We start from the raw sequence: 14,933 nt of genomic DNA on the forward strand, positions 1-14,933 counted from the left end.
CGAGCCTCGAATGAATCCCACGACAACCCCTGGAACGGGCACGCAGTTGGGCCAGCCCAACAGCACGGCCATCCTCTTCTTCCTCCTCTTCGTCGGCGTCACCCTGGGAATCACGTACTGGGCGGCGCGCAAGACGAAGACCACTTCGGAGTTCTTCGCGGCCGGCGGCGGGGTGAGCGCCCTGCAGAACGGCTTCGCCCTCGCGGGCGACTACATGAGCGCCGCCAGCTTCCTGGGCATCGCCGGCCTCGTCGCCATGTCCGGCTTCGACGGGCTCATCTACTCGGTGGGCTGGCTGGTGGGCTGGCCGGTGGTGACGTTCCTCATCGCCGAGCCGCTGCGCAACCTGGGCAAGTACACCTTCGCGGACGTGGTGGCGTACCGCCTCAAGCAGACGCCGGTGCGACTGGCCGCCGCGCTGGGCACGCTCACCGTGGTGAGCTTCTACCTGATTGCGCAGATGGTGGGCGCCGGCAACCTCATCCACCTGCTCTTCGGCCTGTCCTATGAGGCCGCCGTCGTCATCGTCGGCGCGGTGATGATTCTCTACGTGCTGTTCGGCGGGATGATTGCCACCACGTGGGTGCAAATCGTGAAGGCCGTGCTGCTGCTCGCGGGCGCGTCCGCGCTGGCCGGGGCGGTGCTGTACAAGTTCGGCTTCAACCCGCTGGCGCTCTTCAACGAGGCGGCCACGCAGTATGGCGCGCAGACGCTGGCGCCGGGCGCGCTGGTGAGCAACCCGGTGGAGACGATTTCGCTCGGGCTGGCGCTGATGTTCGGCACGGCGGGCCTGCCGCACATCCTGATGCGCTTCTACACGGTGCCCAACGCGAAGGCCGCGCGCAGCAGCGTGTTCTACGCCACGGGCCTCATCGGCTACTTCTACCTGGTGACGTTCATCCTCGGCTTCGGCGCGTCGGTGCTGGTGGGCCGGCAGGCGATTACGAGTGTGGACAAGGGCGGCAACATGGCGGCGCCCATGCTGGCGGAAGTCGTGGGCGGCACGGGCTTCCTGGGCTTCATCTCCGCGGTGGCCTTCGCCACCATCCTCGCGGTGGTGGCCGGCCTGACGCTGTCCGGCGCGGCGGCGCTGTCCCACGACTTGTGGTCCAGCGTGGTGCGCAAGGGCGAGGCGCCCGAGCACGAGCAGCTCAAGGTGGCGCGGCTCGCCAGCCTCTTCCTCGGCGTGCTGGCCGTGGTGCTGGGCGTGGCCTTCAAGGGACAGAACGTGGCCTTCATGGTGGGCCTGGCGTTCGCCATCGCCGCGAGCGCCAACTTCCCCGCGCTGCTCTTGTCCATGGCATGGAAGAAGTTCACCACCTATGGAGCGGTGGCCAGCATGCTGACGGGCTCGTTCAGCGCGGTGCTGCTCATCTTCCTGTCGCCCACCGTACAAGTGGACCTTCTGAAGAACGCGAGCGCGATGTTCCCGCTGAAGAATCCAGGCATCATCACCATGCCGTTGGCTTTCGTCGTGGGAGTGCTCGTGTCGCTGTTGTTCCCGGAGCGCGAGTCCAGCGAACGCTTCGCGGAGGTGAAGCACCGCATGCACATGGGCGCGGTCCAGGCCCCTGTACCCGCAGCCGCCGCGGCGAAGTCGTCCGCGTCGGAATCCAGCGCGACACCGACTCCCACGCCCAGCAAGGCGTAACGCCACCGAGTAGCCCTCCTCCGTCATTGCTCCTGGGGAGGAGGGCGGGGGTGGGGCCTGGGTCTCCAAGGAGCCCGGGTCCCGCCCCTCTTCAGGAGTCCCCCGCCAGTCGCTCCCGCGACCGCATGCGCGCGGTGGAGCCGGCGCTCGTGGGGCCGCCCGCTCAGGCACCGGGTACTGAATCGTTTTTTTCCGCCTCCATGATTCTCACGGGCAGCCGATGACGTGACACCCTCCCCTCTCGGGCTCTTTCTCCTCGATGGGTGTGTCACCATGAATCCGGTCCTTCTTCCCCTGCTCGGGGGCGTCCTCGTCGGCCTGGCCTCCGCCCTGCTGCTGCTCTTCCACGGCCGCATCGCGGGCATCAGCGGAATCACCGGCGGGCTCTTGTCCCCTGCACCCGCCGACTTCGGCTGGCGCGCGGCCTTCCTCGGAGGGCTCGCCCTGGGAGGCGTGCTGCTCTCGGTCTTCCGTCCGGAGTCGCTCGGGCCTCCGGTGCTCACCAACGTGGGCGCCACGCTCGTCGCCGGGCTGCTCGTCGGCTTCGGCACCCGGCTGGGCGGCGGCTGCACCAGCGGCCACGGCGTCTGTGGCCTCGCCCGCGGCTCCAAGCGCTCGCTGGTGGCCACGCTGACGTTCATGGCGACGGCCGCGCTCACCGTCTTCCTCTCCCGCCATGTGCTGGGAGGTGCTTCATGAAGTCGCTCCTGGTGGCGGGCGTGGCGGGCCTGCTCTTCGCGTTGGGGCTGGGGCTGGGAGGGATGACGGACCCGGCGAAGGTGGTGGGTTTCCTCGATGTGGCGGGACGTTGGGACCCGAGCCTCGCCTTCGTCATGGCGGGCGCGCTGGGCACCTACGCGCTCTTGCGCCCCTTCATCCTGCGACGGACGAAGCCCGTGCTCGCGGAGCGCTTCCCTCCGCCGCCCCAGGCCTCCGTGGACGGACGGTTGATTGGGGGCGCGGCCCTCTTCGGCATCGGGTGGGGCATGTCAGGCTATTGCCCCGGCCCGGCCCTGGTGTCGCTCCCCGTGGGAGGCACCCCGGTGCTGCTCTTCGTGGGGGCCATGCTGGTGGGGATGGCCTTGTTTCGCGGAATCATGAGGCAACCTGGGTAGGCCTGTAGCACGTGGACAACCCACTCGGACGTCGGTGCGGGCTTGCGCAACGCATTGCGGGGCCCCAAATCTCAGACTTCCGGGCATGTGAAATGATTGGGATGACACATCCGAGCGTTTGAGTGCATTTGCAAAGCTTTGGATGGATCACCCCTGGGCGAAGTGCTGGCTAGGATGAGTCCCCGATGCCACGCGCCGCGAACAGGATGCTGGACGTCGACGAGGAAAAGCTCGTCCACCAGTTCCCCGGGCTGGACCGCAAGGCGGTGGGGGCGTTCTTCACGCCCGCACCCCTGGTGGAACGCACGCTATCGCTCGCGATGGCGCACCTGGGAGCTGGACCCCTCACGGTGGTGGACCCCGCCTGTGGGGCAGGAGCTTTCTTGTCGGCGGCCTCGAAACTCTGGCCCGGAGCCCGTCTGTGTGGGCTGGAGCTGGACCCCGCCGTAGCCCGACTCTGTCAGGCTCGAGTCCCGGAAGCCGACGTGCGCGAAGGCGACACGTTGCGAGGTGGGATGGAACCCATGCTCGCGACGACGCCTCCGGAGCACCGCGAGCTGTGGGTGGGAAATCCCCCCTACAACGGCACGTCGCCGGTGCTGAAGGACCCGACGGCCTACGCGAAGCTGCGCGCGCTGTTGCCCCTGGCGCTCCCACCGGGCACCAGCCTGCGGGACGACTTCGCCTTCTTCCTGCTGGTGGCCGCGCACCGGCTCTCCACGCGGCCCGGCGTGCTCGCCTTCATCACCCCCGCGAGCCTGCTGGACGCCTTCCTCTACGCGCCGCTGCGCCAGTCGCTGTTGCGCATGCTGACGCTGCGCGAGGTGGTGGACCTGGGGCCCGGCGCCTTCGCGGGCACGCAGGTGCGCACGTGCATCACCGTGTGGTCCTCGCTTCCGGGCCATGTGGACCCGCCGCGCTTCGAGCGACGCGGCGTCTGGCAGCACTTCACCCCCGAGGCGCCCGAGTGGCGCCTGGCACCCACCACCCCGGAGGCCAGTGCCTTGGATGCACGTTGGAGCGCGGAAGGCGAACCCCTCACCACCCTGGTGCCCGTGAGCCTGCCAGGGGTGAAGACCCGCTTCGACGAGCTGCTGGTGGACGCGGACCCGGAGCGCCTGCTGGCGCGCATCCGCGCCTTCGCCGCGTCACCGATGGAGGAGCTGCCGGAGTTCGCGCGGGTGCACGGCCTGTCGGAGGAGCTTTTGCCCAAGCTGCGCGCGCTCAAGGTGGGCACGCCGCTGGAGGTGGACGCCAAGCACCTGCGGCCCTTCTATCGCTACGGTGGGGCTCGGCATCGGGGCACGCTGCCGCCGGAGGCTCGCGCGTTCTGCTACCTGGACCGGCGCCTGATTCCCCGGGGAGACCACCGGCTGCGCGGCCCGTATGACCCGCACGTCGGCGCGGTGAAGCTCCTCTTCAACGTGCGCGAGCTGCCGCTGTCCGCCGCGCTGCTGGAGGAGGAGGGCTGCGTCCATGACCACCGGCACGCGCGCTTCGCGCCCCTGTATGTCCCCAAGCGACTGAGGGACGAGGGGCTGCGCGTCACCCGTTCGTCGACGTCGGCGGAGGAGCTGGGTCCGCTGGTGCCCAACCTGTCGCCGCGAGGATTGGAGTGGGCGGAGACGCTGGGAGGTCCCCTGCCCGCCTTCCAGGCCATCGTCCGCTTCCTCAATGGACCCGAGGTGCAGCGCGTCTGGGCTCCGGCCTTCGGAGCGTCACGCGTGGTGCCGGTGCCGTTGCTGGTGCCTCCTCCTGGTCAGGAGTGAGCATTGTGCGTGGCGGGGCCGCTGCCCGCCCGCACGGTTTCCCTGCGGGCTGCGGAAACAACCGCTAGTGTCCACCTTCGCCAAGCTGCATTCCCTTCAGGAGGAAGGACCTACTTCATGAAAATCCGTGCGCTGCTGACCGCCACCGTTCTCACCGCCGCTGCTCCCGTGCTGGCCCAGGCCCCCGCGGCCCCGCCGCCCGCCGAGCCCGCGCAGGCGGCCCCCGCCATGGCGCCCGCGCCCGCGCCCGCGAAGAAGATGATTCCGCCGGGAGAGATGGCGAAGGCGACGGTGAAGGACGCGCAGGGCAAGGACGTGGGCGAGGTCACCTTCGAGCAGACCAAGCACGGCGTGGTCATCAAGGGCGAGCTGCATGACCTGCCTCCCGGTCAGCATGCCTTCCACATCCACGAGACGGGCAAGTGCGAGGCGCCGGAGTTCAAGACGGCGGGCAGCCACTTCAACCCGACGAAGAAGGCGCACGGGATGATGGCGCCCAAGGGCAAGCACGTGGGCGACCTGCCCAACCTCTACGTGGGCCAGGACGGCAAGGTGCAGTTCGACACGTTCTCCCAGAACGGGCTCACCGTGAAGGCGCTGTTCGACAAGGACGGCTCCGCGGTCGTCATCCACACGAAGGAAGACGACTACCAGACCGACCCCACGGGCGACGCTGGTGGCCGCATCGCGTGCGGTGTGGTGGAGAAGCAGCAGCCGTAAGCTCGCGGCCTCGTGAGCGCCCCCGCCTGGAAGCAACGCCAGGCGGGCAGCGCCCGGGCCGAAGTCAGTGCACCGGCCGCGCGACAGCGGCGGGGGTCTCCTTCACGGGCGTGAAGAGCAGGTCCTGGAAGTCGAAGCTGAAGTCGGTGAGCGGCGACACCGGCTGCATCCGCATCTCGCCCACCGTGCCGTCCGGCTTCAGCGAGAAGGACACGAAGGCATCGGCGTTGAGCGAGCGGTCCTTCCAGCGCGCGACGAAGGTGTCGTATTGCCAGTGCTCCAGCTCGCCCACGAGGCTCGGCGTCTTGCTGAAGCGCAGCATCAGCTTCTCCGCCTCGCGCGTGAGCGTCACGTCGCCATACCACGCGTCGCGGAACTTCCCCGCATACGCGTCCAGCGGCAGCGACGGCTTGCTCTCCGTCTTCCGCCCCGCTTGCAGGCCCGCGACCTTCTCCTCCGCCTTGGCCTTCTTCGCGTCGTCGTCCGCCTTGAACGCGGCGACCCAGTCCGTCGCGGGCGCGCCCATGAACGCGTCCAGCACCGTCCACACCGGCACCTCCAGCGTGCCGCGCTCCTCCTGGTTCGTCAGCACGACGATGCCCAGCCCCAGCTCCGGCACCAGCATCACCCGTGAGTAGTAGCCCGGCAGCGCGCCGCCATGGCCCACCAGCTTGTAGCCCCGGTAGTCGCGCAGCGACCAGCCCAGCCCATACGCCGCGAAGTTCGCGCGCAGCGCCGCCAGGGGCTTGGAGGGCTCGGTGACAGTCATCACCGTCTGCGCCGCCCACATCTCCTTCGACTGCGCCTCGCTGAACAGCCGCTTCTTGCCATCGGTGCCCGGAATCACGCCCTGGGCCAGTTGCGTCAGCATCCACTTGGACAAGTCGTTGACGCTGGAGTTGATGGCCGCCGCGGGCGAGTTGTTCTCGAAGCCCATGGGAGCAATCGCCTTGAGCACACCGTCCGCCTTCGCGTGCGGCGTGGCGACGTTGCCGCTCACCCGCAGGGCCTTGAAGAGCGTGCTGCTATCGCGCATGCCCACCGGCACGAAGATGCGCTCGCGCACGAAGTCGCGCCAGTGACGGCCGCTCACCTTCTCGATGACCTTGCCCGCCACGAGGTAGAGGATGTTGTCGTACGCGTAGCGGCTGCGGAAGCTCGTTGCCGGGGGGATGTGGCGGAGCTTGGAGACAATCTCGTCCTCCGTGAAGGTGGACTGCGGGAAGTACAGCAGGTCTCCCGCGCCCAGCCCCAGCCCGCTGCGGTGGACGAGCAAGTCCCGAATCGTCAGCTCACGGGTGACGTACGCATCATGCATCTGGAACGACGGCAGGTGGTCGACGACGCGGTCATCCCACTGGAGCTTGCCCTCCTCGACGAGCATCGCCAGCGCCGCCGCAGTGAAGGCCTTGCTGTTGGAGGCGATGCCGAACAGCGTGTCCGCCGTCACCGGCGTCTTGTCTCCGAGCTTGCGCACGCCGTAGCCCTTGGCGAGCACCACCTTGCCGTCCTTCACCACGGCCAGGGCCACGCCCGGCACATCGAAGGTCTTCATCGCCTTTTCGATGGTGGCGTCGAAGTCGGCGGGCAGTGATTGCGCGAAGGCCGGGGACAGCGGCAGGACGACGAGGAGAAGCGCGAGGACGTGACGCACGGGGGCTCCAGGCTCCAGGAAGGGACTTTGGGAGTCCCCTCTCTATCGCACCTGGCGAACGCTCCCCAGCAGCCCCTATTCCATGCTCGCGGGCACGCCCCGCGCGACTCAGACGTAGCCGAAGCGGCGCCGCGCGAACCACTCCGCGCCGAGCAGGCCGATGAGCGCCACGAGGTAGTACCAGCGGTCCCACAGCGGCTGGTCCTTCGCGCGCCCCACCTCCACCACGGGAGGGTCCAACAGCGGCATGTCCGGCAGCCCGTCTTGAGGCAGCTTGTACGCCTTGCCGCCCGTCACCTTGGCGATCTGCTCCATCAACTCCGGCCGCACGGACGCGTCCGACAGCTCCGGCCCCACGGCGCGCACCGCCACCGCGTCCTCGCCCTTGCCCAGGTCCGTCTCGCCCTTCTTCGCCGTCGCGAGCAGCTTGTACGGCCCCGGGTCCGGCGGCGCGAACTCCAGGCGCACCACACCGTCCGGCCCCGTGGCGCCCGTCTGCACCGCCACCGGCTTCTGCGTCGCCACCGAGAACAGCTCCACCCGCACCTGCGCGTCCTGCGCGGGCTGGTAGTCCGCGCTGCGCGCCTGCACCACCACGGCCACCGGACGCCCCGGCTCCACCGACGGCGGGTCCGCCGTCACCTTCAGCGTCGTCAGGTCAGGGTCCCTCACCAGCCACCGAAGCGCATTGCCCCAGAAGCGGTCATACGCGCGGTTGGGCGAGCCATCCCGGTGCGCGGCGAAGGCCCAGTACCACGACGCATCCGTGGCCATGACCAACGCCCGGCCCCGGCCGTAGTCCCAGACGGCGACGAGCGGCGCGTTCTTCCCGTTCGCCGTGAGATGCGGATGCTCCAGCAACACGGTGGCGCCAGGGCGCGCGTACGTGAGGTTGGCGCCCGGAATCGGCGGCAGCTCGCCCCACGCGGCCTCGGTGCTGGACGCGCCGGAGCCGATGGCCGTCACCGGGTGGCGCAGGCCCTCCGGCGTCAGGCGCGCGGTGAAGGGCTCCACGTTGGCGGGGCCCGCGGCGGCCACGGGCAGGGCCTCCATCAGCGTGGGCATGGTGGCCCGGCCTTCACCCAGCACGCTGTCGCCGCCAATCATCACGAAGGCGCCGCCGTTGTGGATGTAGCGCTCCAGGTTGCGCTCGTACTCGGCGATGGAGAGCGATGGGTCCGCGTGCCCGAAGTTCTGGAAGATGACGACGTCGAAGGTGTCCAGCTTCGTGTCGAAAATCTCCTCCATGGGGAACGGGATGAGGGACAGCTCGCGCTCGTTCACCACACCCGGGTCATCCGACAGCGTGCGCAGGATGTAGAACGAGATGAGGTCCACGTTGGCGTCCTGCTTCAACAGGCCGCGCAGGTAGCGCTCGTCCCAGGACGGCCGGCCCACCACCAGCAGCACGCGCACCCTGTCTCTGATGACCTTCAGCGTGAAGGAGCGGCTGTTGTTGTCCGTCACCGCCTCGTCCGGGAAGGTGGGCACCGTCACCGTGTAGACGAAGCGGCCCGTCTGGTCCGGCGTGAAGGTGAAGGACACCGGCTTCACGTCGTCGTTGGTCTCCAGGCGCACCGTCTTGCTCGCCACCGTCTTGCCCTCCTGGCTGAGCACGACGGGAATCTCCTTGCCCCGGAAGCCGCGGCCGTGAATCTCCGCCTCCACCGTGAGCGAGTTGCGCACGAAGGCGAAGTCATCCACCTTCAATCCTTCAATCGCCAGGTCCTTCAGCGCCTCCTGGCCCACGGTGAAAGTGGAGACGGGAACGCCCAGGTCCGCCAGCGCCGCGCGCGCACGGCCCACCACGCCCGCCTTCAACTCCGTGTTGTCCGCGCCATCGCTGAACAGCAGCACGCCCGACAGCTTGCGCGCGCCCTGCCCCGCGCCCGCCGCCGCACGCAGCGCGGCCAGCAGGTCCGTGGAGCCCGCGCGAGGCGGCTCCTTGGCCAGCGACGCGGGAGTTATCGGCGCCAGCTCCGGGTCGAACCCGTACATCTCCACCGTGAAGCGGTCCTGGAGTCCCGCGAGCGCCGGAGAGGCCTTCTCCAGGAACGTGGCCACCTCCGCCGCGCGCGTGGGGCCTCCGGGCTCCGAGGGGAAACCCATGGACGCGGAGCGGTCCACCAGCACCGCGACGCGGTTCTTCATCCGCGCCACCTGCAGATGGCGGATGCCGGGCTCCAGCAGGAAGAAGAGCGCGGCCACGCCCGCGCCCACGCGCAGCGCCCACAGCAGGACGCGACGTCCGCGCGAGGGCTCGCGACGCACGCCCCAGGCGGCCAGCGCCACTCCCAGGAGCAACCCGAGCGCGAGGAACACCAGCGCCCACGAAGGCAGGGGAGAGAGGCTGACGAGCTTCCAGGCGTTGAAGGTGGGGGAATTCATCCAGGCTCTTGGCGTAGGGCCGGTGCTTCAGCGCCGCTTGTTGAGGATGAGCTGCAGGTGGACGGCGTCGTCCTTGTAGTCCAGGCAGAGGGCGTACATGCACACGTTGATGCCCAGCCGCACCGCCAACTCCCGCTGCGGCTCGCCGCCGGGGCTCACGTCGAATTCGTAGTCCCCGGACTCGTTGCGGCTCCAGGCCCCGGCCACGTCGTTCTGCGTGTAGAGCACCGCCGCGCGCTTGCCCAGGTTGGCCGCCATCATCTGCGGCTTGTTGAGCAGCCGGCCCGGCGCCGCGTCCAGCAGGAAGAAGGACTTGAACACCACGTGTCCGGAGGGGACTTCCGCCAGCGGACTCTGCGGCAGCACGCGCGCCATCTCCCGACGGAAGCTGGCGTCGAAGCCGTCCCCATCGCTGCCGTCGTTGGCGTCCGCGAGCATGAAGCCGCCATACGTCAGGTAGCGCCGGAGGTTCGCGACCTCCGCGTCGTTGAGCGGGGGGAAGCCGCCGTCGCCGCCGAAGTAGAGGAAGGGGTACTCGAAGAGGTCGGGGCTGCTCAGCGCGAAGGGCCGCGCGTCCGGCACCACTTCGACGGACGTGCGCCGCTGCAGCTCCCAGGCGATGCGCCGCAGGCCGGACAGCCGCGAGTCCCAGCGGCCGCCGTGCTTCGCCACCGCGGGGATGAAGCGATTCTTCTCGCCGAACGCGTGCGCACGCCCCGCCAGCAGCGGAGCAAGCGCGGCGGAGCCGAGCAGGAGGTTTCGACGGGTCAGACGCCGCGCGGACATAGAGCGCATCTATATACCGTCGACGGGTGCTCGCATTCCCCGGTATAGAGCGGGCCCATGGCAAAAGGCGGACAGACGCCCGAGCAGCCCGGCTCTCCCGAGGTCCGGGCGGCCTGGGCTCGCAAGGAGGCCGGAGACGTCGCCGGAGCACGGCGCGACGCCGAGCGTCTGCTGGCGGGCAGTCTCAGCCCGGAGGACCGGGCCGAGGCCGAGGCACTGCTGCGCCACACCTCCACCCCGAAGGCCCTCTACGGCTTCGCCCTGCTCGCCGCCGCCGTCTTCGTGCTGCTGCTGCTATTGGCCTTGACCCGCTACGCTTAAGCTACATCGTCGGCGCCCTCGTGCCCCTCAAGGGGGCCAACGTCGGGTACGCCGCAATGCAAGGAGTTGGAGCCATGGAAGGCCTCCTTCAGGCCCTCAAGGCCTATCAGGAGCTCAACCCGTCGGGCTGGGTCGGCATCTACCGCCTGCTGCCCATGTGGGCGGGCATCGTCTGCTGTGTCGCCGGGGTGACGCTCCTTTTGGTGGGCGGAGGCCCCCGGGTATTCCGGGTGCTGGCCGGGCCCATCGGCGCGCTCCTGGGGCTGGTGTGGACGGGCGCCATCACCGCGAAGCTGGGCCTGCCAGACCTGGACCCGCGCGCGCCCTCCATCGTCGCGGCGGTGCTCCTGGCGCTGGGCTTCCTGTTTCCGCCCGCAATCACCTTCGTGGGACTGGGCGTACCGCTGGGCCTGTTGGCCGGGCAGATCGCCGGGCCACAGGACTTCCTGCTCGGCTTCGCGCCGGGGTTCATCATCGGCGGCCTGGTGGGCGCGCTCCTGCACCGGGTGGTCAGCGCCCTGGTGGCCTCCGCGGTGGGCGGGTGGGTGCTCGTCATCGGCGCGCTGGCGGCGCTGCACCAGTTCGGCGGGCTGGTGGCCGCCGTGGCCAGCAGGCCCTGGGGCGTCATCATCGCCGCCGGCCTGTTCGCCATCGCCGGCGCCGTCTATCAGCTCGCCATGCGGGCCTCGCCCGAAGAGGCCGAGAAGCAGCGCGCGGAGAAGGAGCGCCTCAAGCTCCGGCAGGCGGAGCAGCGGGCGCTCGAGAAACGTTGGGGGGTCAAGTAGACGACCTCCTCCGGGCGCCGGCCGCGCTTTACCTCCAGCGTCGTGGCGCGTACATTCCGCCGCCTTTCCCCCCAGAATTCTCCCCCCAAAGGATTGATGGGCCAGGTCAGGCGCAAGGAGTCGGAGAAGAAGCCGGAGTCCCCCTCGGAGCCCGCCCCCCGGCAGGAGCCTGGCGCCAGCGGCGCGTGGGTGAAGCCGGAAGGGATGTCGCGCCGGGGCTGGGCCGTGCTCGCCGCGCTGATTCTGGTCATCCAGTTCCCCCTCATCCACTACGCCCTGTTCCGCGGCGACGCGGACGTGACGGCGACAGTGCCCTACACCCAGGACTTCACGGACCCGGGCGTGGTGAAGCGGGACTTCTTCTCCACGGGCGGCTACTGGCGGGTGATTCAGGGCGAGCTGTTGGCGCCGGGCGTGAAGAACAACCCGCTGTGGCTCCAGGCGCCGCTGCCGGACGACGTGGCCATCGAGTTCGACGTGCGCTCGGAGCTGCCCGAGGGTGACATCCGGGTGGAGGTCTTCGGCAACGGCGTGGACCCCAGCTCCGGGTACATCCTGGTGCAGGGCGGATTCAACAACTCCCTGTCCGTGCTTGGCCGGCTCGACATGGGCGCGCCCAACATCGACTCGCTCAAGCGTCGCGCGGCGCGCAAGGCCGGTGCCCAGGGTGAGAAGGTGGACGACGGCGCCAAGATTGAGGCCGCCGACATCGCCACCGTGTTCAAGGACGACACCCGCGTGCGCGTGGAGGCGCGCGGCACGCCGGTGCAGGCCGGCCGCACGTACCACTGGCGAATCGAGCGCCGCGGCTCGCTCCTGCGCTGGAGCATCGACGGAGAGCCCTTCCTGGAGTTCGACGACCCGCGTCCCCTGAAGGGCCAGGGGAATGACAGGCTGGGCCTGTCCGGCTTCGAGTCGCAAATCTTCTACGACAACCTGCGCGTGGACACGCCGGACCGGCTGCCCGCCCGCGTCGCCCCCGCCGCGCCCGTGATTCCTCCGGGCCCGTACGCGGACGACTTCAACCGCGACACGCTGGGAGACGCGTGGAACGTCACCAACCCCGCCGCCACGAAGCTGGTGGACGGCGCGCTGGTGGTGGAGCTGCTCCACAACCGCCCCGTGTGGCTGAAGCGGCCCATCCCCCGCGACGCGACGATTGAGTTCGACGCGTGGACGGACAGCCCGGACGGCGACATCAAAATCGAGGCGTGGGGCGACGGTCGCTCCTTCTACGCCGGAGACCTGCGCCTGCAGTACACGGCGACGGGCTATGTGTTCATCTTCGGCGGCTGGCGCAACACGCAGTCCGCCATCGCCCGCCGCAGCGAGCACACGCCGGACCGCGTGTCGCGCGACGGGGCCTTCGTGGTTCCCGGCAAGCGCCACCACTTCAAGCTCACCCGGCGCGCGGGCACCCTCTCCTGGGAACTGGACGGGCAGCCCTTCCTCACCCTCCAGGACGCCTCGCCCCTGGAAGGCACGCGCAATCAGTACTTCGGATTCTCCGGCTGGAAGAGCCGGGTCCACTTCGACAATTTGAAGATCGCGCCGCTCGCCCCCTAGCGGCCAAGGAAAGTCACACCGTGCGCAGAGTTGGCATCTTCGGCTGGGGCGTCGTCGCCCCCCGGTCCAGGAACATCGAGGCGTTCGAGAGGAACCTCACGTCCTCCGAGAGCTGGCTGTCCCCTTTCAACGGCTTCGGGCCGGACAACTTCCTCGTCGGCACGCCGGACTTCAATCTGGCCGACTACAAGCCCTGGATTGACGAGCGCTTCCCCGCCAACCGCTTCTCGCAGTTGGAGCGGAAGATGGGCCAGCCGACGCAGTTCGCCATCGGCGCGTTCATCCAGTCGCTCGCGCAGAACCCCGGCCTGGAGCAGGAGCTGCAGGCCCTGGGGCCCCGCGCGCACGTCTACGTGGGCACCGGCCTGGGCGATTTGCCCACCATCCAGTCCATCTCGTTGGACCTGTACCGCGCCCAGCGCCGGTGGGACCGCTTCTGGTCCGCGCCGGAGCGCAACGCGGTGCTGCGCAAGTGGCTGGAGACGCGCGAGCCGTTGGCGGGTCTGCCGCCGGAGCCGTCGTCGGTGGAAGAAGGCCTCCGCGACGAGGCCGAGGACGCGTGGTGGCACTTCTGGACGGGCCAGTCCACGGAGCTGCGCGAGTACCTGGCGGAGCTGCGCGACATTGAAGCCATCGGCGTGCCGGACGGCGCCGACGTGGAGTCCGCGAAGCTGGCCGTCATCAAGGACAAGCGCACCCGCAACGCCCGGCTGCAGAAGAAGTGGATGGCGCCGGAGCCGCCCTGGAACGCCGTCTCCTCCAACGTGCTGTGGAACATCCACAACACGCCCGCCTCGCAGATTTCGATGCTGGGGCAAATCACCGGCATGACGTTCGCTCCCGTCGCCGCGTGCTCGTCCTTCGGCTACGGACTGAAGCTGGCCATGAACTCGCTGCAGTTGGGTGAGGCGAAGGCCGTCGTCATGGGAATGACGGACGCGGCGCCCAGCCCGCTCGTGGTGGGCGGCTTCTACAACGCCCGCGTCATCTCCGCCGACGCCGCCATCTCCAAGCCCCTCACCGCGCTGCGCGGCACGCACATCGCGGGAGGCGCGGTGGTCTGGGTGCTGGGCGACTACGACTACTTCACGTCCAAGGGCTTCAAGCCGCTGGGCATGGAGCCCGTCTCCGTGGGCGTCACCGCGGACGCGGACCACATCATCACCCCGTCCAAGGAAGGCCCCACGCTGGCCATCCGCGAGGCGCTGGCCGCCGCGGGCTGCGAGCCCTCCGACGTGGGGAGCTGGGACTTGCACGCCACCGCCACGCCGGGTGACTACCTGGAGGTGCAGAACCTGCGGGACGTGCTGCCCGAGTCGGTGCTCATCACCGCGCGCAAGGGCACGTTCGGCCACGGCATGTCCGCGGGCGGCGGCTGGGAGTTGACGGCGCAGTACCTGGGCTACGGACGCGGGCAGGTGTTCCCCACCCCGCTGAAGAAGACGGAGCTCAACCAGCAGATTTCGCGCGTCCACGGCCGCTTCGTGTTCGACGAGGCCGTGGATGCCCCCGCCGGCTGCGCGGGCAAGCTGTCCATGGGCGTGGGCGGCATCAACGCCTGCGTCATCTCCCGCCCCTGGAAGAAGTAGCGAAGGCTCAGGGGTGGGCGCTCACGGCGTCCGCCTCCAGCTTCGCGGCCGAGGCCGGGTCGATTCGCTGGAGCAGCAGCAGCTCCAGCTCCAAGTCCCGCGCGTAGTTCTGCTGCGTGGGCAGCACGCCGCTGGTGGTGGAGTCGAGGCGGGCCTGGGCCTGCTCCTCCTGGGCGCGCTGTGAGCCGCCCGTGGCGATTCGCTGGTCCACGTTGCCCACGCCAATGGACTGGGACACCCGGTTGCCCCGCATCACCCGGAGGATGGCGCCGCCGTTGGCGAGCGTGAGGCCCTCCACCAGGAAGCGAGAGGACGAGGTGGGTCCCAGCGTCCCGCCCCCGGAGTCGCGCCACTCCGTCTCCAGCACGAAGCGGCCCTGCATCTCCTTCCAGGAGTAGCCCTGATCCTTGAGGAGCGCCTTCACCTCCGGCCAGAGGTCCGGAAGCGGCCGGGCGTAGACGTGGTCCGCGGCCTTGTCTCGCAGGTAGTTCTGCCGGAGCGAGCTGGCACAACCCGCGAGCGTCAGCAGCGCGGCGACGACGAGACACACGCCCGAGGCGCGGAAGAAGCGGCCCATGAAAGACCCCCA

General features: G+C 69.4%; 13 protein-coding genes. 9 read left to right on the forward strand and 4 right to left on the reverse strand.

Going from position 1 to position 14,933, the window contains the following annotated elements:
• Positions 1 to 10 precede the first annotated feature (10 nt).
• The 5 genes from G4D83_RS15335 to G4D83_RS15355 all read left to right on the forward strand — a co-directional run bounded on the left by G4D83_RS15335 (position 11) and on the right by G4D83_RS15355 (position 5,255).
• Positions 11 to 1,651 carry a sodium:solute symporter family transporter gene (locus G4D83_RS15335; protein ID WP_240356340.1) on the forward strand — a complete coding sequence of 547 codons (1,641 nt, stop codon included), beginning with the start codon at positions 11 to 13 and terminating at the stop codon, positions 1,649 to 1,651.
• A 273-nt stretch (positions 1,652 to 1,924) separates the two neighbouring features.
• Positions 1,925 to 2,350 carry a YeeE/YedE family protein gene (locus tag G4D83_RS15340; RefSeq protein ID WP_163865476.1) on the forward strand — a complete coding sequence of 142 codons (426 nt, stop codon included), beginning with the start codon at positions 1,925 to 1,927 and terminating at the stop codon, positions 2,348 to 2,350.
• Positions 2,347 to 2,766, forward strand: a complete 420-nt coding sequence (locus G4D83_RS15345; protein ID WP_205522641.1) for a DUF6691 family protein — start codon at positions 2,347 to 2,349, stop codon at positions 2,764 to 2,766. The genes G4D83_RS15340 and G4D83_RS15345 overlap by 4 nt, the downstream gene beginning before the upstream one ends.
• 185 nt (positions 2,767 to 2,951) lie before the next feature.
• The gene (locus G4D83_RS15350) at positions 2,952 to 4,535 is read left to right on the forward strand and encodes an HsdM family class I SAM-dependent methyltransferase (protein ID WP_163865477.1); all 1,584 of its coding nucleotides are present in this window, start codon (positions 2,952 to 2,954) and stop codon (positions 4,533 to 4,535) included.
• Positions 4,536 to 4,652: 117 nt separating this feature from the next.
• Positions 4,653 to 5,255, forward strand: coding sequence for a superoxide dismutase family protein (locus G4D83_RS15355; RefSeq protein WP_163865478.1), 603 nt, complete (start codon positions 4,653 to 4,655; stop codon positions 5,253 to 5,255).
• A gap of 64 nt (positions 5,256 to 5,319) precedes the next feature.
• On the opposite strand, the gene G4D83_RS15360 is transcribed toward G4D83_RS15355, so the two are convergent.
• From G4D83_RS15360 to G4D83_RS15370, 3 genes are all read right to left on the reverse strand, one after another.
• A complete protein-coding gene (locus tag G4D83_RS15360) occupies positions 5,320 to 6,909 on the reverse strand; it encodes a serine hydrolase (protein WP_163865479.1) in 1,590 nt (529 codons plus the stop codon).
• A gap of 108 nt (positions 6,910 to 7,017) precedes the next feature.
• Complete coding sequence (locus tag G4D83_RS15365) at positions 7,018 to 9,297, reverse strand: glutamine amidotransferase (protein ID WP_163865480.1); 2,280 nt, start codon at positions 9,295 to 9,297, stop codon at positions 7,018 to 7,020.
• A 27-nt stretch (positions 9,298 to 9,324) separates the two neighbouring features.
• The gene (locus G4D83_RS15370) at positions 9,325 to 10,083 is read right to left on the reverse strand and encodes a DUF4159 domain-containing protein (RefSeq protein ID WP_163865481.1); all 759 of its coding nucleotides are present in this window, start codon (positions 10,081 to 10,083) and stop codon (positions 9,325 to 9,327) included.
• 57 nt (positions 10,084 to 10,140) lie between these two features.
• On the opposite strand from G4D83_RS15370, the gene G4D83_RS15375 reads away from it, so the two are divergent.
• The 4 genes from G4D83_RS15375 to G4D83_RS15390 all read left to right on the forward strand — a co-directional run bounded on the left by G4D83_RS15375 (position 10,141) and on the right by G4D83_RS15390 (position 14,344).
• Complete coding sequence (locus G4D83_RS15375; RefSeq protein WP_163865482.1) at positions 10,141 to 10,404, forward strand: molecular chaperone DnaJ; 264 nt, start codon at positions 10,141 to 10,143, stop codon at positions 10,402 to 10,404.
• A gap of 74 nt (positions 10,405 to 10,478) precedes the next feature.
• A complete protein-coding gene (locus G4D83_RS15380; protein ID WP_163865483.1) occupies positions 10,479 to 11,189 on the forward strand; it encodes a hypothetical protein in 711 nt (236 codons plus the stop codon).
• A gap of 96 nt (positions 11,190 to 11,285) precedes the next feature.
• Complete coding sequence (locus G4D83_RS15385; protein WP_163865484.1) at positions 11,286 to 12,755, forward strand: DUF6250 domain-containing protein; 1,470 nt, start codon at positions 11,286 to 11,288, stop codon at positions 12,753 to 12,755.
• 20 nt (positions 12,756 to 12,775) lie between these two features.
• Positions 12,776 to 14,344 (forward strand): beta-ketoacyl synthase N-terminal-like domain-containing protein, encoded by a 1,569-nt coding sequence (locus G4D83_RS15390; protein WP_163865485.1) that lies wholly within the window; start codon positions 12,776 to 12,778, stop codon positions 14,342 to 14,344.
• A gap of 7 nt (positions 14,345 to 14,351) precedes the next feature.
• Here the strand turns inward: G4D83_RS15390 and G4D83_RS15395 are convergent, their stop codons facing one another.
• Complete coding sequence (locus G4D83_RS15395) at positions 14,352 to 14,921, reverse strand: hypothetical protein (protein ID WP_163865486.1); 570 nt, start codon at positions 14,919 to 14,921, stop codon at positions 14,352 to 14,354.
• Positions 14,922 to 14,933: the final 12 nt, after the last annotated feature.

This window comes from Myxococcus eversor, from assembly GCF_010894455.1.
In the GTDB taxonomy this organism is placed as follows: Bacteria; Myxococcota; Myxococcia; order Myxococcales; family Myxococcaceae; genus Myxococcus; species Myxococcus eversor.

Coding starts and splice junctions, on each gene's coding strand:
- G4D83_RS15335 (WP_240356340.1), top strand. CDS start 11: ATGAATCCCACGACAACCCCTGGAACGGGCACGCAGTTGGGCCAGCCC.
- G4D83_RS15340 (WP_163865476.1), top strand. CDS start 1,925: ATGAATCCGGTCCTTCTTCCCCTGCTCGGGGGCGTCCTCGTCGGCCTG.
- G4D83_RS15345 (WP_205522641.1), top strand. CDS start 2,347: ATGAAGTCGCTCCTGGTGGCGGGCGTGGCGGGCCTGCTCTTCGCGTTG.
- G4D83_RS15350 (WP_163865477.1), top strand. CDS start 2,952: ATGCCACGCGCCGCGAACAGGATGCTGGACGTCGACGAGGAAAAGCTC.
- G4D83_RS15355 (WP_163865478.1), top strand. CDS start 4,653: ATGAAAATCCGTGCGCTGCTGACCGCCACCGTTCTCACCGCCGCTGCT.
- G4D83_RS15365 (WP_163865480.1), bottom strand. CDS start 9,297: ATGAATTCCCCCACCTTCAACGCCTGGAAGCTCGTCAGCCTCTCTCCC.
- G4D83_RS15370 (WP_163865481.1), bottom strand. CDS start 10,083: ATGTCCGCGCGGCGTCTGACCCGTCGAAACCTCCTGCTCGGCTCCGCC.
- G4D83_RS15375 (WP_163865482.1), top strand. CDS start 10,141: ATGGCAAAAGGCGGACAGACGCCCGAGCAGCCCGGCTCTCCCGAGGTC.
- G4D83_RS15380 (WP_163865483.1), top strand. CDS start 10,479: ATGGAAGGCCTCCTTCAGGCCCTCAAGGCCTATCAGGAGCTCAACCCG.
- G4D83_RS15385 (WP_163865484.1), top strand. CDS start 11,286: ATGGGCCAGGTCAGGCGCAAGGAGTCGGAGAAGAAGCCGGAGTCCCCC.
- G4D83_RS15395 (WP_163865486.1), bottom strand. CDS start 14,921: ATGGGCCGCTTCTTCCGCGCCTCGGGCGTGTGTCTCGTCGTCGCCGCG.